Consider the following 15707-nt stretch of genomic DNA (forward strand, 5'->3'; position numbering starts at 1 on the left):
CCGAGTTATTTGGCGTGCTTGGCCCGGCAGGCATCACATTCGGCCAACCCGAACTGCCGGTGGCGGGCGCCGTCAGGCCAAGACTCGAATGGGTTGCCGCCGCCGTCGGCCTCGTGGCGCTGGGCGCCACATCGGCTGGTTCCGGATGCTGACGGCGGGGTGAGTCCGTTGTCGGGGGATGGACCGCTTGGGGTGGTGTGGGCATGGGGTGGCTGCTAATGCCAGGTCGTAGTGCTCCGCCCTCTCCAGCTCAGCGGGGTGCGCAATGCGGCAGCCCGTCCGCAGGTCCGAGGACGTAACGGGGCAGTGCCCCCTCCCCAAGTCGGGAGGGGGCACTGCGGCGGGTGCACGATGCGAGTACGGGTGAGCGAGGTGCGTCGATCGGAGCAAGCCGTTCGAGTCCTTTGGCCGATACAGCACACCGCGGGTGGTTCGGGTGGGCTCAAGACTGTACGCGCAAGGCGAGTACGGGTGGGGCTGCGTATGGTCGGTGGGTTAGCCGACGAGGGTGACGGTTTGGGTTGCGTGGTTGAGGGTTTGGGTTAGGGCGGTTTTGTCGGTGGGGCGGCCGCCTACGGTTAGTTCGACGTAGGCTCGGCCGTCGCCTAGTTGGTCGGCGTAGCGGGTGGTGGCGAGGCGCTGGGCGCCGGTGGTGTCGCGGTAGGTGTAGGTGATGTCGTAGTAGGCGACGGTGGGGGCGTTGCCCTGGACGAGGGTGGGCTTTTTGCCGGAGCTCTGGGAGATGATTTTCAGGCCGGGGACCTTCTTCAGGGCGGCGAGCTTTTGGGCTTGTACGGAGCGCGGGCTGTACTTGCTGTAGATCGCGCGGACGCGTAGCTGCGAGGTGCCGTTGGTGAAGCGGGCCTGGAACTTGTCGAGTTTGGTGAACTTCCAGCCCTTCGGTGCCTGCACGGTGACGTTGCAGTGGTCTGCCGAGGTGCCCCAGCACTTGTAGGTGTAGGTCGGGGTGGCGGCGTCGCTGGGGAGGACGGTGGCGAGCATGCTTGCGGTGCCGAGCATCGCGGCGGTGGCCAGGACCCGGGTGAAGTGCTTGTTCATGGTTCGTACTTTCTGCTCTCGTTGCCGTGCCCCGTTGGCCTGGCACAACTGAGACGCGCGGTTCTGCGAAAAGTTGGGAGCAGTTTGCCCACGTGTCCGTTCGGGCAAGAGGGGCGAAGGTAGGCCTAGCACCACCGGCCCACGGGGGCTGCCACTCCTGAGAACTCGGCAGCCAGCCGCCAGGCTCGTCGTGAGCGGGTACAGCGCCCGTACGGGGACGGCGAGAGGGCTAACCAGGATGAGCAGGGGATCGGTGACGGTGCGCGTCGCGCGCTGGAGTGCTACCCATCCATGGCGGGCGATCGGCTTGTGGCTGATGCTCGTCGTCGTCGCGGTCGGACTGATGGTCGCGATACCCACCCAGAAGACGAAGGCCGAAGACACCTGGATCGGTCAGTCGGGGACGGCTTCGGAGCTGATCCGCGATGCAGGGCTGGAGGGGAAGCCGAGCGAAACCGTTCTGGTGACCGATGCCGGCCAAAAGCTGGACAAGGTGGCAGCGACGGCGGCGTTCGCGCAGTTGCGGCAGAAGATGACGGCGATCGACGCGGTGGCCTCGGTGGGGCAACCGGTCTGGTCGGGCGACGGCAAGGCCGCGCTGCTGCCGATCTCGTTGAAGGGTAACGAGGACGACGCCGCCGACAACATCGACAAGTTGCTTGCAGCAACCACTGAGGTGCAGAAGTCCAATCCGGAGCTGACGATCGAGCAGGCCGGTGGCGCGTCGCTGGACAAGGGAATCTGGAAGCAGGTCGGCGACGACCTCGCGCGGGCGGAGAAGATCAGCCTGCCGTTGACGTTCGGGTTGATGCTGCTCGCCTTCGGTGCGCTGATCGCGGCCGGGATCCCTGTACTGCTGGCGTTCTCGGCCGTCGGCGCGGCACTCGGCTTCTACGCGCCGCTGTCCTACGCCTTCCCGGACGGTGGCTCGGTGGCGAACGTCGTCCTGCTGATCGGTATGGCGGTCGGCGTCGACTACTCGCTCTTCTACCTCAAACGCGAGCGCGAAGAACGGCGACGAGGTCATGGCACGGTCGACGCCGTCGAGATCGCCGCAGCCACCTCGGGACACTCGGTAGTGGTCTCCGGCTTCGCGGTCATCGTCTCGATGGCCGGCCTGTACGTCGCTCAGGACCCGGTCTTCTCCTCGATGGCCACGGCGACGATCGTTGTTGTCGCAGTTGCAGTTCTCGGATCGCTCACCGTACTTCCGGCACTGCTGGTGAAGCTCGGCCATCGGGTCGACCGCCCGCGCGTACCGTTGCTGTGGCGGCTCAACCGTCGCATCGGTCCGGGTGGCATCAGCCGGCGGATTCTGGCTCCCGTACTGCGCTTCCCCAAGGTCGCGCTGGTGATCTCGACCGTCGCGGTGGTGGCGCTGGCAGTACCGGCGCTGGGGATGAAGACCGAGCCGGGTGGGTTGAGCACCTTGCCGCAGAGCATCCCTGAGGTGAAGACGATGACTGCGCTGCAGAAGAGCTTCCCGTCGCAGGGCATGCCCTTCGATATCGTTGCGCAAGGCAAAGACGCGGCGGCCGGTCTGGTGAAGTTGCAGGACGCGGCGGTTGCGAGCAAGGAGTTTGTGCCCGGCGGTGAAGTGAGGCAGGCGGGCGATACCGCGGTACTGACGTTGGTGTCGGTGCGTCCGGATACGAGTGAGGACGCGCGGCTGGCCCTGGACAAGCTGCGTGACGAGCTGGCTCCGCAGACGCTGGGGTCGACGCGATGGGCGGTCGGTGGGGAGACGGCGCAGTCGGCGGACTACGGGCAGCACCAGCGGGATCAACTGCCTTATGTGATTGCGTTCGTGCTCATTCTGACGCTGGTGATGATGGCGTTCACCTTCCGCAGCCTGGCGATCGCGCTCGTCACGACGTTGCTCAACCTGGCATCGGTGGCGGCCTGCTTCGGCGTACTGTCGCTGGTCTTCCAGCACACCTGGGCCGAAGGGTTGCTGGACTTCACCTCGCCCGGGTTCGTGGTGTCGTGGATCCCGGTGTTCCTCTTCGTCATCCTGGTCGGGTTGTCGATGGACTACCACGTGTTCGTGCTCGGGCGGATCCGCGAAGGGGTCCGCGACGGGCTGTCGCCGCAGGAGGCGGTGCGCAAGGGCATCACCGAATCGGCGGGCGTGGTGACGAGCGCGGCGGCCGTGATGGTCTCGGTGTTCGCCGTCTTCGCCTCGCTCGGGATGATCGAGATGAAGCAGATGGGCGTCGGCCTGGCGGTCGCCGTACTGGTCGACGCCACCCTGGTCCGGATCGTGATGCTGCCGTCGATCATGGTCCTGCTCGGCCGCAAGGCCTGGTGGCCGAACAAGCTCTCCGCGGCTCGGCCGGCACCCTCCGACGACCGTGAGCTTGTCACCGTATGAACAGCTGAGGGGGCCGGCGAGGTGCAACTCGCCGACCCCCTCGTCCTTGTCCGGCTACAGGTTGTACGCCGCGGTCAGCTTCGCGATCGCGTTGCTCAGTTGGCCGTCGAACGCCAGGTGCTCAGCATCCGACGTGAGCTTCGACGCAGCCTCGTCGAGGTTCTGCCCGATCTTGTTCTGAGCGATCCAGCGGGCGCCGGTGACGATAGCGTCGTCCTGGTTGGAGGTGTCCGCCGTCGTCAACTGCAGAGCCGCTGCCGCCTGACCGAGCTCGGCCAGCACAGTCGTTGCCTGCGGCCCCGACCAGTCCTTCACCTTCAGCGCCTGGTCGAGATGCGCGGTGGCCGCAACCACGTTCGGGTCGGACCCAGCCCGGCGCCGCAGATCGTTCCGCGTGTCCGAGACGTTCTCCCGGGCGGAGGCCTGCGTCGTGAGACCCCAGCCGAACGGGTACTGCGGGTCGTACGCCGCGTCGCCGACGTTGATCGGCTCCTGGGCCTCCGACTTCGGCCAGGTGACCGGCAGCCGGCCGCTGAACGGCTTCGTGCCGAAAAGTACGTCCGCCACGCCGGCGCCTTCGGTACCGGGCAGCCAAGACGCGACCAGCGCGTTGATCTTGCCGAGCTGGTCGGCGATCACCTGCGGGCGGCCGGACACGACCAGCACGACACACTTCATCGCGCCGCACACCTTGTCGACGGCAGCCTTGTCGGCGGCGGTCAGGCCGAGTGTCCGGCCGTTGTTGCCGACGTCGCCGATCCCTTCGGCATAAGGCTTCTCACCGACGACGACCACGCCCACGTCGTACCCGGTCAGCGGAGCCGAGGCATCCTGGCTGAACGTGGCGGTCGGTGCGACCTGCTTGATCCCGTCGAGGATCGTCGTACCGGTGGTGGTGTTGCCGGAGCCGCCCTGCCAGGTGATGCTCCAGCCGCCCATCTGGTTGCCCAGGTCGTTGGCGTTGCTGCCGGCCACGTAGACCTTGGCGGTCGGTGCCAACGGCAACAGGTTGCCGTCGTTCTTGAGCAGTACCTGCGACTTGGCGGCCGCCTCGCGACCGACCGCGCGGTTGGCGGCCGAGCCGACGGTGCCGAGCCGGGTCTTGTCGGCGTACGGGTGCTCGAACAGCCCGAGCTTGAACTTCTCGGTCAGGATCCGGCTGACGGCGTCGTCCACCCGGGCCTGGGTGAGCCGGCCGGCGGTGACCTCGTCGGTCAGGCCCTGGGTGAAGCCCTGGTAGTTGGTCGGCACCATGATCATGTCGAGCCCGGCGTTGATCGACGTCCGGATGTCGCTCGGGTAGTCGCCCGGCAGCTGGTCGATCGCCTGCCAGTCGCTGATCACGAACCCCTTGAAGCCCAGCTTGTCCTTCAGCGTGCCGTTGATCAGCGCGGCGTCGCCGTGCATCTTGGTCGGGCCGCTGATGGTCGCGCCGTTGTCGTCGAGGATCTCGACGCTCGAGTACGACGGCATCACGGTGCCGACGCCGAGATCGACCGCGGTCTTGAACGGCGCGAGGTGGATGTCCTCGAGCTGCTTCTGGGTCACCTGGGTGACGCCCTGGTCGATCTTGTAGCTACCCGTCGTGGACGACCCGTACGTCGTACCGCCGTCGCCGACATAGTGCTTGGCGGTCGCGAGCACCTTGTTGTACTTGCTCAGCTCGCTGCCGTCGGCCTTGCCCTGCATGCCGGTGACGACACTGGCCATCACCTTCACCAGCGCGGGGTCCTCGCTGTAGCCCTCGTACGAGCGGCCCCAGCGGTCGTCGCGGACGACGCAGAGGCAGGGGGCGAAGTCCCACGGGATGCCGGTGGCCCGGACCTCGGCCGCGGTCACCGCACCGGTCTTCTCGGCCAGCTCCTCGTCGTGGGTCGCGCCGATCCCGACGTTGTGCGGGAGGATCGTCGCGCCGATCACGTTGTTGTGGCCGTGGACCGCGTCGACGCCGTAGATCAGCGGGACCTGCAGGCGGGTGGCCTGCGCGTTCAGCTGGAAGGTGTCGATCATCGCGGCCCAGGCGGCCGGGGTGTTCGGCGACGGTACGGAGCCACCGCCGGACAGCAGCGAGCCGAGGGCGTAGGTCGCGATGTCGCTCTTGGAACGCAGCGCGTTGCGCTCGGCCTGGGTCATCTGGCCGACCTTCTCGGCCAGGGTCATCCGGCCGAGCAGGTCCTGGACCCTGGTCGCCACGGGCAGGGCCGGGTTCAGGTACGGGAGGTCGTGCGCGTTGATGACGACCTTCGGCTGGGTGACCGGCGGCTTCGCACCGGTGACGGTGAGGTCCAGCGGGATCGTCTCGGCGACCTCCGCCGTGGTGTCGCGCTGGGTGATGACCTTGACGGTCTGGGAGGTGCCTGACGGCGTACCGGCCGGGAAGGTGATGACGCCGGAGACCGGGGTGTAGTCGCCTGCTCCGGCGGTGCCGGTTCCGGTCCGGTACTCGACGGTGACGGGCTCCTCGATCGGTACCGAGCCGGTGGTGGCGAGGCTGATCTTGACCTTCGCCGTACCGCCTTCCTTGACCGGGTAGACGTCCGCGTCGGTGACGATGCTCGCCTTCAGCGCCGGATCCGCCTTGCCGTAGACCTCGACCTGGTCGATCGCGAACTCACCAGGAGTCCCGACCGGCATGGTGATCGCATAGCCCCACATCTTGTCGAGGTTGAGCACGTGGTCGATGCCGCCGACGGGCTGGTAGTCACCGCGGTAGGCGAGGTCGGCGAACGGGATCTCGACCAGGTGCCAGCCCTGCCAGTCGTCGGTGAAGCTGGTGTTCCACAGCTCCGACGCCTCGGCGTTCGCGCCGCCGTCCTTGATCTCGAAGAAGATCCGCTTGCCCGAGCCGGGCGGCAGCGGCGCGGTGTTCTGGCCGTACCACCAGAACCGGATGCCCTTGTGCGCCGACCAGTCCTGCGGGTTCTGGTCGTACTGCACGTCGTGGCTGAAACCGCCGTACCCGCTGATGTTGTACGTGCCGTGCAGCACCTTGCCGCCGACCGGCGCGTCGGCGCGGGCCTGGAACTCCATCGTGGGCGGGTCGTCGGCATCGCTGCCCCACCCGAAGATGCCGGCGTTGGGCGGCGAGGCGAACTGCTCGCCGCCCTCGAACGCCGCCAGCACGAGCGGCGCCGGGTCGTCGGCGTTGGCCTGAGCAGCCACTCCGAGCGGCAGCAGGCCGGCCAGCAGCGCGACGGAGCTGACCACCGCCGTCCGCCGTCTGGAACGAATCGATCGATTGACAGGCCACCTGGGCATGGGCGACTCCTCCAGCTTCGCTGCGCGAGCCTCACGCACGCGTCGCGCCCGACTCTCAGCCCTCGAACCGATGGCGTCAATACCCCGGCGGTTCCGGAACTAGAGCGCTCTCACTCCGCAAGATTCCGCCCATGGAGCCGGTTCCTGAGGTAAGCACTGCCCAGTACTTCGGGCCGCATGTACGGCCGTGAGCCACCCGGCGCATGCCAGAACCGGACGAGCTCGGCCCGGTCGATGACGACCTCCCCGAAGGCGGTGTCTTGGCGGGCCCGCACCCAGTCGATGAGTCGGCCGGGGTCGGGGATGCCGGTGGTGAAGTGGACGAGGTTGAGATACCAGATGTCGCGCCGGCCGTCGGGGAGTTCGTGCCAGGCGTCGTCGCCGAGCTCGTCCTTGAGCCGGTCCATGAAGAGGTCGGCCTGGTCGTCGAGGGGGACGGCGCAAGCCATCACGGTGCCGCGAGTGAGGGTGAGGCCGGTGACCTCGACGCGGGCAGGGCCGGTGGCGGCTCGTTCCATGGCGGACAGGTAACGCTTGATGGCCGGCTCGTCGGGGTCGACGGTGGGGCGGTAAAGCTCGAGCGCGCGGACCGTGAGGTGGGCGGAGCCGAGTTGGCCGGTCTGCCAGTGGCCGTCAGCGCCGGCGTCCGGCCCGTTGGCCAGGGCTGCCGCCTCCGCTGTCAGCTGGTCGAGGGTTCGGCTCAGCGGGGAGTCGGCCGGCGGGCGTAGTACGACGCTGACCGGCCAGCGGCCGCCTTCCTCGGGCGGGGTGTCGCGGGTGTGGTTGCCCTGGGCGATCAAAGGGGTGGATTCGGTGAACAGTTGATTGAACTTCGGCGGGTTGATGGGGATTCCCCTCGTTGTCGGATGGAGCTCTGGACAGGGTCTGGTTGCTGCGTCACGGTGGTGCGAGGTTCGCGAAGCTAGGGGAGGGGCTCTGTGAAGAAGTCGACGTATCTGGTGAGCAGTTTGTTGCTGATTGCTCCGGCTTTGGTGACGGCGGCGGTGGTGCAACCCGCTGTGGCCGCGCCGGTGGCGGCTCAGCCGTCCAAGATTCCGACACTGTTGAGGGACAGCGCGGCGCTTGCGGGCGCGGCTGCCAAGGCGAAGGTCAATACGGCCTCGCCGGAGGCGCGTTCGCTGGGGATCAGCGGCAACGGGCGGATCGGAGTACAGGTTTATGCGGCTGCGCCGGTGACGGCTCAGCAGGAGGCGTCGCTCACCTCGCTCGGGGTGTCGGTGCTGAAGAACTCGGCCGACTTCAAGGCCGTGCCGGGCGCTGATCTGCCGACGACCGGTCTGCTGTCGACGACCGTTCCGTACGACAAGCTCGACGCGGTGGCGTCGCTCGGCTGGGTCAGCGCGTTGCGGCCTTCGCTGCGGCCGGCGGTCGACGTCGGGCCGATCGAGGCTGAGAGCGTGCAGTTGCACAAGGCCGACCTGGCACAGGCCCGCGGGCTGACCGGCAAGGGGCAGAAGGTCGGCGCCATCTCCGGCGATGTCGATCACCTGGCCGAGTCGATCGCGCAGGGCGAGTTGCCGGCCGACGTACAGGTTCTGCGGCAGGCGGCGTACGACGATGACGAGGGCACCGCGATGCTCGAGATCATCCACGACATCGCCCCGGACGCGAAGCTCGCCTACGCCAGCACGCGGGACACCACGGCCGAGTACGTCGAGGCGTTCCACGAGCTCGCCAACGCGGGCGTGACGATGATCGCCGAGGACATCGCCCTCGACGACGAGCCGGCCTTCCAGCAGGGCATCGGCGCTGCGACGGCGGAGGGCCTGGCCGCGCACGGCATCTGGGTCAGCTCGTCGGCCGGCAACCTCGGTGGCCGGCATGCGCCGCGGGTCACCGCCATCGGCACCGGCAAGGGAGCCGACGGCGCAGTGGGTCCGTTCACCGGCTGCCCGAACGCGGTCGACAACGTGGTGAAGCTGCGTGGCGACGACACGACGTACGACCTCAACCTGCTGCCGGGGGCGACGGTCATGCCGACGCTGCAGTGGAGTGAGCCGCGCGCCGTCTTCCCGACCGCGGGCCAGGGCGGGTTCACCGACCTCAACCTGTACCTGATGGATGCCACCGGCACCAAGTGCCTCGCGGCCAGCAACGCCGTCCAGGCCGATGGCGTCGGCGACACCATCGAGCAGTTCATCTACGAGAACACGACCGGGGTGGCGCAGCCCGCCAAGCTCGTCGTGGACGTCCAGGGCACCTCGTCGGCCAAGAAGGCGCCGGTGCTCGACCTGCGCTGGCGCGCGCTGTCGGCCGGCGTCCAGACGATCGACCCGCCGGAGCGGGCCGGTTCGATGAACCCGGACTCCAACTACCTGGGCTTCGCGACCAGCGCCGGCGCCGTCAACGCCAGCACCTCGGTCGACCCGAAGACGATCGCGCTGGAGGCGTTCAGCGCGGCCGGCCCGACCCAGATCATCACCACCACGCGCTGCCCGGGCGGCAAGCCCGGTCCGTGCAAGGGAGTCAGCGGACCGCTGTCCCAGAGCTTCCCGGCGCCGTACTGGACGGCCTCTGACGGCGTCTCGGTCAGCGGCGTAGGACCGTTCGGCTCCGGCACCTGCCCGACCGCGGTGGAAGGCCAGTGCCGCTTCTTCGGTACGTCCGCCGCGGCCCCGTCAGCGGCCGGAGTGGCCGCCCTCACCAGGCAGGAGTTCGGCGGCAAGATCCATCCCGTCGTACTGAACACCATCCTCGCAGCCCGAGCCGTCCACCGAGACGGCGCCGCCTTCGGAGCCGGCGTCCTGAGCGCCCGCTAACCGACCCTTACGTCCGAAGAAGTGGAGGGACGTCACCTCCACTTCTTCGGACGTAAGAGGGATTAAGAAGCTGGAGTGGGGTTATTCAGCAGGAATTCAGTAGGTGGGGTGCTGGACCGGTTCAGCACCTCACCTATTGGATGGAGGCATGACAACACGGTTTGGATTGTTCGTTCCACAAGGGTGGAAGATGGATCTGGCGGGGTTCAGCGACCCCGTCGAGCAGTGGGAGGCGATGACCGCCGTCGCGAAGAAGGCCGACGAGGGGTCCTGGGACTCGATCTGGTTGTTCGACCACTTCCACACGGTGCCGGAGCCGAGCACCGAGAGCACCTTCGAGGCCTGGACCACGACCGCGGCGCTGTCCCGTGACACCAAGCGGGTGAACATCGGCCAGATGGTCGGCTGCAACGGCTACCGCAACCCGGCGCTCTACGCCAAGATCGCCTCCACCGTCGACGTCGCCAGCCACGGCCGCCTGTACGCCGGACTGGGCGCGGGCTGGTACGAGCACGAATGGAAGGCGTACGGCTACGAGTGGCCGGAGCTCAAGGACCGGATGGGCGCGTTCCGCGAGGCCACCGAGATCATCTACAAGATGTGGACCGAGGACGAGCCGGTCTTCGACGGCAAGTACTACTCGATCGACAAGCCGATCAACGAGCCGAAGGGTGTCCGCAAGCCGCACCCGAGTTTCTGGATCGGCGGCGGCGGCCCGAACGTCACCCTGAAGCTGGTCGCCAAGTACGCCGACGCGGCCAACATCGGCGGCGGCAACCCCGAGGTGATCAAGGAGAAGGCGGCGATCCTCAAGGGTCACTGCGACGCGATCGGCCGCGACTACGACGAGATCATCAAGTCGACCGGGATCAACGCGTTCCCGATCGACAAGGGCGACGACCCGGTCAAGGCGACCGGGAAGGCGCTCGGCCCGATGGACCGCGAGCGGTTCGACAAGGACAACCTGATCGGCACCGAGGACGAGATCGCGAACAAGGTCGAGGCGGCCCTCGAGGCCGGCGCCGACTACGTGATCTTCTACGTCCCCGGCGTGGCCTACGACCTCGACCTGGTCGACCGGATGGAACAGATCACCAAGCGCTTCGCCTGAGGCCGGCCTGCAAGGCAAAGCTGAAACATCCTCAACTAAGCGCTTGATCACGTAAAGGGCGACGCCACGAAACCGGGGGGAGAGGTTCCGTGGCGTCGCCAGGGGCGCGCCTAAGGGAGGGGTGGGGGCAGGCGCGCCGGCCTTGGGGTGTCTGCTCAGCCGCCGAGGAGGCCGCCTCCGAGGACGCCGAGCAGACCGAGCAGCGAGAGCAGGTTGCGGATGACCTGGTCGACGGCCTTGGTGCCGCCGGTCTGGAACGCGGTCACGCACTTCTGCAGTTGCTGCTGGGTCGGGTGGGTGATGGTGACCTTCGACAGCTCCGACTGGCAGTAGGTGGTCGCCTTGGTCAGCTCGGTCAGCGTGCTGCCGACCGTGCCGACGATCAGGCCGACCGAGGTCTGCAGCTTCGCGACCACCGGCGGCGCGGCCGGCGGCTTGGTCGTCGGCGGCTTGCTGGCCGGCGGAGTGCTGGGCTTGCTCGTCGGCGGCTTCGACGTGGTGGGCGGGGTCGACGGCTTCGAGGTCGTCGGCGGCCGCTTGGTCGGGGACGTGGTCGGCTTGCCGTCGCCGCCCTGGACCATGGTCGGCGTCGGGGTCGGCTTGACCCCCGGGTACGTCGGGAGGTTGACCGCCTGCGGCAGGTTCTGGTCGGCCGGAGCGTCGATGTTCGGATCGTCGACCACGCCACCGGCCCGGTCGACACCTTGATCGTCGCCCTCGGTGCCGTTGCCGACGGCGATCCAGCTGCCGCCCGCGTACGCCTTGGCGATGCTGATCACCAGGTCGACGTACTGCTGCGAGTGGTTGTAGCGCAGGACGGCCGCATTGAGGTCGGCAGCCTTGGACAGGTTCCCGGTGCCGGAGCACAGGTAGACGGCCGTCGACATCGCCGCGTCGTCGATGTCCTGCGGGTTCTTCACCCCGTCGCCGTCGCCGTCGACGCCCATCATCTGCCACGTCTGCGGGATGAACTGCATCGGCCCGACCGCGCGGTCGTACGCCGCGTCGCCGTCGAGCTTGCCGCCGTCGGTGTCGGTGATCTTCGCCGTGCCCGAACCGTCCAGCCGCGGGCCGAGAATGCCCGGCGTGACGACCCCGTTCGTCATCAGCGAGTTGCCGCCGAAACGTCCGTGGTTCGACTCGACCCGGCCGATCGCGGCCACCAGGGTCCAGGGCAACTGACAGGTCGGATCGGCCTGCGCCATCACCTGCTGAGCCCGCGAGTACGCCTTCAGTGCCGCGTTGGGAATGCCGTTGCGAGACAGGCCGGAGACCACTTGGGTCGGCTGCTCACCGGGGTCGACACCGTTGCCGACCACACCGTTGACCGCCACGTTCGCGGGGTCTTCGATCGGCTGCTTCGGTACGACGACCGGGTTGTTCTTCCCCAACCCCTGATCCAGCGCCGCGGTCGCGACCGCCGGATCGTCGGTGGCACTGACGGTGAACGCGCTCGCGAACAACGCCAGCGGGATCAGTGGCGCCACCTGACGCCACCCGCTCCCGCCCATGGCGCGACGCTTGCCCTTCGCCATCGATGATCCCCTCCGTGACTCATCGACCTGCCCCGCCCCACACTGCGGACAAATCTTCTCGTCTGTACCGGTGCCACCGTCCGTTATCGGGTCTAACGCACGTCCCGTGTGTGGGTTACGAGTCGGGCGCAGACAGTGCACGCACGGTCACCGGGTACCCATACTGGCGCGTAACAAGCCAGCTGTGAACCCCCTGGAGACCGCTTACTCGCAGAACTGCCCGATGAGAGCGTGCTCCCCGCCCACCCGGCGCACTGGTCTGTCGGGGAGAATGGCCGCCGTGCCCGACCTCACTGAGCAGTCCGCCAGCTTGTTCGACCGAGCCTCCGCCGTCACTCCGGGCGGGGTGAACTCCCCGGTCCGCGCGTTCCGCGCCGTCGGCGGCGTTCCGCGCTTCATGGCCTCCGGTGACGGATGTCACATCACCGACGTCGACGGCAACACCTACGTCGACCTGGTCTGCTCCTGGGGGCCGATGCTGCTCGGCCACGCGCACCCGGAGGTGACGGCCGCCGTGCAGGAGGCGGTCAGCCGCGGTACGTCGTACGGCACCCCGACCCGTCCCGAGGTCGAGCTCGGCGAGGAGATCGTCTCCCGCACGCCGGTGGACAAGGTCCGGCTGGTGTCGTCCGGCACCGAGGCGACCATGTCAGCGCTCCGGCTGGCCCGGGGCGCGACCGGCCGGGCCAAGATCGTGAAGTTCGCGGGCTGCTACCACGGCCACGTCGACGCGCTGCTCGCCCAGGCGGGCTCGGGCGTCATCACGCTCGGCATCCCCGGTACGCCGGGCGTCACCGAAGCGACCACCGCCGACACGATCGTCCTGCCGTACAACGACCAGGCAGCCGTCACCGCCGCCTTCGCCCAGTACGGCGACCAGATCGCCGCCGTCATCACCGAGGCCTCGCCCGGCAACATGGGCGTCGTCCCGCCGCTGGACAACTTCAACGCCTTCCTCGCCAAGACCTGCAAGGACAACGGCGCACTGTTCATCTCCGACGAGGTGATGACCGGCTTCCGGATCACCAAGTCCGGCTGGTACGGCGTCGACGGCGTCGTGCCGGACCTGATGACGTTCGGCAAGGTGATGGGCGGTGGCTTCCCCGCGGCCGCGTTCGGCGGCCGGGCCGACCTGATGTCGCACCTGGCGCCGGAGGGCTCGGTCTACCAGGCGGGGACGCTGTCCGGGAACCCGATCGCCACCACGGCCGGCCTGACCACGCTGCGGCTGGCCACGGACGAGGTCTACGCCAGGCTGGACGAGACCTCGGCGACCATCCGGCAGCTCGTCACGACGGCGCTGTCCAAGGAGGGTGTGCCCCATCACATACAGAACGCCGGGAACCTCTTCAGCGTCTTCTTCGTGGAGTCTTCAGAAGGCGCCGTGACATCAGCAGGGCCGATTCGGGACTTCGCCGGGGCCGGAGCCCAGGTACTGCCCAGATTCGCTGCGTTCTTCCATGCCATGCTGGACGCCGGCGTCTACCTGCCGCCGAGCGCCTTCGAGGCCTGGTTCGTGAGCGCCGCCATCGACGACGACGCGCTGGCCCAGCTCGAGACCGCACTTGCCTCCGCCGCCCGCGCGGCAGCGGCCGTAGAGAACTGAAGGGACCGGCAACGGTGACCGAAACGACGGTCGTGCACCTGATGCGTCACGGCGAGGTGCACAACCCGACCGGCGTGCTGTACGGCCGGATCCCCGACTTCCACCTGTCCGAGCTCGGCCGCAAGATGGCCGACCGGGTCGCCGAGCACGTGGCCGGCCGCGACATCGTGCACCTGGTCAGCTCGCCGCTGGAGCGGGCCCAGGAGACGATGGAGCCGATCGCCAAGGTGTTCGGCCTGACGCCGGACATCGACGAGCGGGTGATCGAGGCGGCCAACCAGTTCGAGGGCAAGAAGTTCGGCGTCGGCGACGGCGCGCTGCGCCAGCCGAGTGCCTGGTGGCTGCTGCGCAACCCGTGGAAGCCGTCCTGGGGCGAGCCCTACAGCCAGCTGGTACGCCGGATGCGCGACGCCATCGAGACGGCCCGGCAGAAGGCGGCCGGGCACGAGGCGCTGATCGTGTCGCACCAGCTGCCGATCTGGATCGTCCGGTCCGCGGTGGAGCACCGCCGGATGCTGCACGACCCGCGCAAGCGGCAGTGCAGCCTGGCCAGCCTGACCTCGTTCACCTTCCACGGCGACGCGATCGTCTCGGTCGGCTACGCCGAGCCCGCCAAGGACCTGCTCCCGGTCAAGAACCCCAAGAAGTTCTCGGGCGGCGCCTGATGCGTTTGCTCCGTACTACGTCCGTCGCGGCCGCCGTGCTGCTGGCCGCCACGGCCTGCAGCTCCGGTCAGGACGTGAAGGACACCCGCCAGGGCCAGACCGGTTTCGTCAGCGGCAGCGGCCGGGTCTCCAGCTTCGCGCCGGCCGACCGGGAGAAGGCGCCCGACTTCAAGGGCACCACGCTCGACGGCAAGGAATGGAACTTCGCCGACCAGACCGGCAAGGTCACCGTGCTGAATGTGTGGGGATCGTGGTGCCCACCGTGCCGCAAGGAGGCGCCGGACTTCAGCGCCGCGGCCAAGGAGCTCGGCGCGAGCGTCCAGTTCATCGGCCTGAACACGCGCGATCTCGACCCGGCTCCGGCGAAGAAGTTCGTCGAGGCGTTCGAGGTGCCGTACCCGAGCATCTACGACCCGTCCGGCAAGCAGTTGCTGCTGTTCCGGGGCCAGAAGATCTCGCCGAGCTCGATCCCGGCGACGATCGTGATCGACAAGCAGGGCAAGGTCGCGTCGAGAGTGATCGGCAGCGTGACCAAGCAGACCCTGCTCGGCATGGTGAAGGACGCGAGTTGACCCGTGGGTGAGTGGTTCGCCCAGTCGATGACTGGTTCGATGCTGGTGGCACTGCCGATCGCGGTGCTGGCCGGTGCCATCTCGTTCTTCTCACCCTGCGTGGTTCCGCTGTTACCGGGCTACCTGTCCTACGTGACCGGGCTGTCCGCGGCCGAGCTCGGGTCCGAGCGCCGCGGCCGGATGCTGGCTGGGACGAGCCTGTTCGTCGCGGGCTTCTCCGCCGTGTTCATCCTGACCGGCGTGCTGTTCGGTGCCGTCGGCAACGCACTGCTCGATCACCAGGCAGTGATCACCAAGGTGCTCGGTGGCGCGACGGTCGTCCTCGGCCTGATCTTCCTTGGTGGCTTCGGTTTCGCGCAGCGCGACGTGCGGGTGCACCGGGTGCCGGCCGTCGGGATCGCGGCGGCGCCGTTGCTGGGCGTGCTGTTCGGCTTCGGGTGGACGCCCTGCATCGGGCCGACGCTCGGCACGGTGATGAACCTGGCCGCGACCGAGGGAAGTACCGGCCGGGGTGCGATCCTGGCGCTGGTGTTCAGCCTCGGGCTGGGCATCCCGTTCATCGTCGCGGCGCTCGCCTTCCGGCGGATGCTCGGCGCGGTCGCCTGGGTGCGCAAGCACCAGGTGATGGTGATCCGGATCGGCGGCGTGCTGATGATCGCCGTGGGGCTACTGCTGCTGACAGGAGTGTGGGACTCGATGACCGCCGAGCTCAGGCAATGGGTCGCGAACTTCGGATCGGCGGTGTGA

General features: G+C 68.2%; 11 protein-coding genes. 7 read left to right on the plus strand and 4 right to left on the minus strand.

Annotation, left to right across the window (positions count from 1 at the left end):
• Positions 1-495 precede the first annotated feature (495 nt).
• On the minus strand, positions 496-1059 hold the full coding sequence (locus ABD116_RS26585; RefSeq protein ID WP_343975808.1) for a hypothetical protein: 564 nt from the start codon (positions 1057-1059) through the stop codon (positions 496-498).
• A gap of 238 nt (positions 1060-1297) precedes the next feature.
• On the opposite strand from ABD116_RS26585, the gene ABD116_RS26590 reads away from it, so the two are divergent.
• Positions 1298-3433, plus strand: coding sequence for an MMPL family transporter (locus ABD116_RS26590; RefSeq protein ID WP_343975811.1), 2136 nt, complete (start codon positions 1298-1300; stop codon positions 3431-3433).
• 54 nt (positions 3434-3487) lie between these two features.
• On the opposite strand, the gene ABD116_RS26595 is transcribed toward ABD116_RS26590, so the two are convergent.
• Entirely contained in the window at positions 3488-6691 is a 3204-nt protein-coding gene (locus ABD116_RS26595; RefSeq protein WP_343975813.1) for a glycoside hydrolase family 3 N-terminal domain-containing protein, read from the minus strand.
• A gap of 110 nt (positions 6692-6801) precedes the next feature.
• Positions 6802-7491, minus strand: coding sequence for a hypothetical protein (locus ABD116_RS26600; protein ID WP_343975816.1), 690 nt, complete (start codon positions 7489-7491; stop codon positions 6802-6804).
• Positions 7492-7629: 138 nt separating this feature from the next.
• On the opposite strand from ABD116_RS26600, the gene ABD116_RS26605 reads away from it, so the two are divergent.
• Together ABD116_RS26605 and ABD116_RS26610 are read left to right on the plus strand one after the other, a co-directional pair.
• A complete protein-coding gene (locus ABD116_RS26605; RefSeq protein ID WP_343975819.1) occupies positions 7630-9471 on the plus strand; it encodes a S8/S53 family peptidase in 1842 nt (613 codons plus the stop codon).
• A gap of 148 nt (positions 9472-9619) precedes the next feature.
• A complete protein-coding gene (locus tag ABD116_RS26610) occupies positions 9620-10582 on the plus strand; it encodes an LLM class F420-dependent oxidoreductase (RefSeq protein WP_343975822.1) in 963 nt (320 codons plus the stop codon).
• A gap of 155 nt (positions 10583-10737) precedes the next feature.
• Here ABD116_RS26610 and ABD116_RS26615 read toward each other — a convergent pair whose 3' ends face one another.
• A complete protein-coding gene (locus ABD116_RS26615) occupies positions 10738-12117 on the minus strand; it encodes a lytic transglycosylase domain-containing protein (RefSeq protein ID WP_343975824.1) in 1380 nt (459 codons plus the stop codon).
• Positions 12118-12388: 271 nt separating this feature from the next.
• Here ABD116_RS26615 and hemL point away from each other — a divergent pair, with 271 nt between their 5' ends.
• Genes hemL through ABD116_RS26635 form a run of 4 tightly spaced genes read left to right on the plus strand, consistent with a single transcriptional unit; the run spans position 12389 to position 15707 of the window.
• Positions 12389-13723, plus strand: a complete 1335-nt coding sequence (hemL, locus tag ABD116_RS26620; protein ID WP_343975827.1) for a glutamate-1-semialdehyde 2,1-aminomutase — start codon at positions 12389-12391, stop codon at positions 13721-13723.
• A gap of 14 nt (positions 13724-13737) precedes the next feature.
• Positions 13738-14388 (plus strand): histidine phosphatase family protein, encoded by a 651-nt coding sequence (locus tag ABD116_RS26625; protein WP_425552153.1) that lies wholly within the window; start codon positions 13738-13740, stop codon positions 14386-14388.
• Positions 14388-14960: a TlpA family protein disulfide reductase gene (locus ABD116_RS26630; protein WP_343975830.1), complete on the plus strand. Its 573-nt coding sequence runs from the start codon at positions 14388-14390 to the stop codon at positions 14958-14960. Before ABD116_RS26625 ends, ABD116_RS26630 begins: the two co-directional genes overlap by 1 nt.
• Before the next feature lie 27 nt (positions 14961-14987).
• A complete protein-coding gene (locus ABD116_RS26635) occupies positions 14988-15707 on the plus strand; it encodes a cytochrome c biogenesis CcdA family protein (RefSeq protein ID WP_343975833.1) in 720 nt (239 codons plus the stop codon).

It is taken from the genome of Kribbella koreensis (assembly GCF_039525325.1).
Classification (GTDB): Bacteria; Actinomycetota; Actinomycetes; order Propionibacteriales; family Kribbellaceae; genus Kribbella; species Kribbella koreensis.

What these genes read in the sequence shown, in the direction of transcription:
- ABD116_RS26590 (WP_343975811.1), top strand. Translation starts at nt 1,298, where the DNA reads ATGAGCAGGGGATCGGTGACGGTGCGCGTCGCGCGCTGGAGTGCTACC.
- ABD116_RS26595 (WP_343975813.1), bottom strand. Translation starts at nt 6,691, where the DNA reads ATGCCCAGGTGGCCTGTCAATCGATCGATTCGTTCCAGACGGCGGACG.
- ABD116_RS26610 (WP_343975822.1), top strand. Translation starts at nt 9,620, where the DNA reads ATGACAACACGGTTTGGATTGTTCGTTCCACAAGGGTGGAAGATGGAT.
- ABD116_RS26615 (WP_343975824.1), bottom strand. Translation starts at nt 12,117, where the DNA reads ATGGCGAAGGGCAAGCGTCGCGCCATGGGCGGGAGCGGGTGGCGTCAG.
- ABD116_RS26585 (WP_343975808.1), bottom strand. Translation starts at nt 1,059, where the DNA reads ATGAACAAGCACTTCACCCGGGTCCTGGCCACCGCCGCGATGCTCGGC.
- ABD116_RS26630 (WP_343975830.1), top strand. Translation starts at nt 14,388, where the DNA reads ATGCGTTTGCTCCGTACTACGTCCGTCGCGGCCGCCGTGCTGCTGGCC.
- ABD116_RS26635 (WP_343975833.1), top strand. Translation starts at nt 14,988, where the DNA reads ATGACTGGTTCGATGCTGGTGGCACTGCCGATCGCGGTGCTGGCCGGT.
- hemL (WP_343975827.1), top strand. Translation starts at nt 12,389, where the DNA reads ATGGCCGCCGTGCCCGACCTCACTGAGCAGTCCGCCAGCTTGTTCGAC.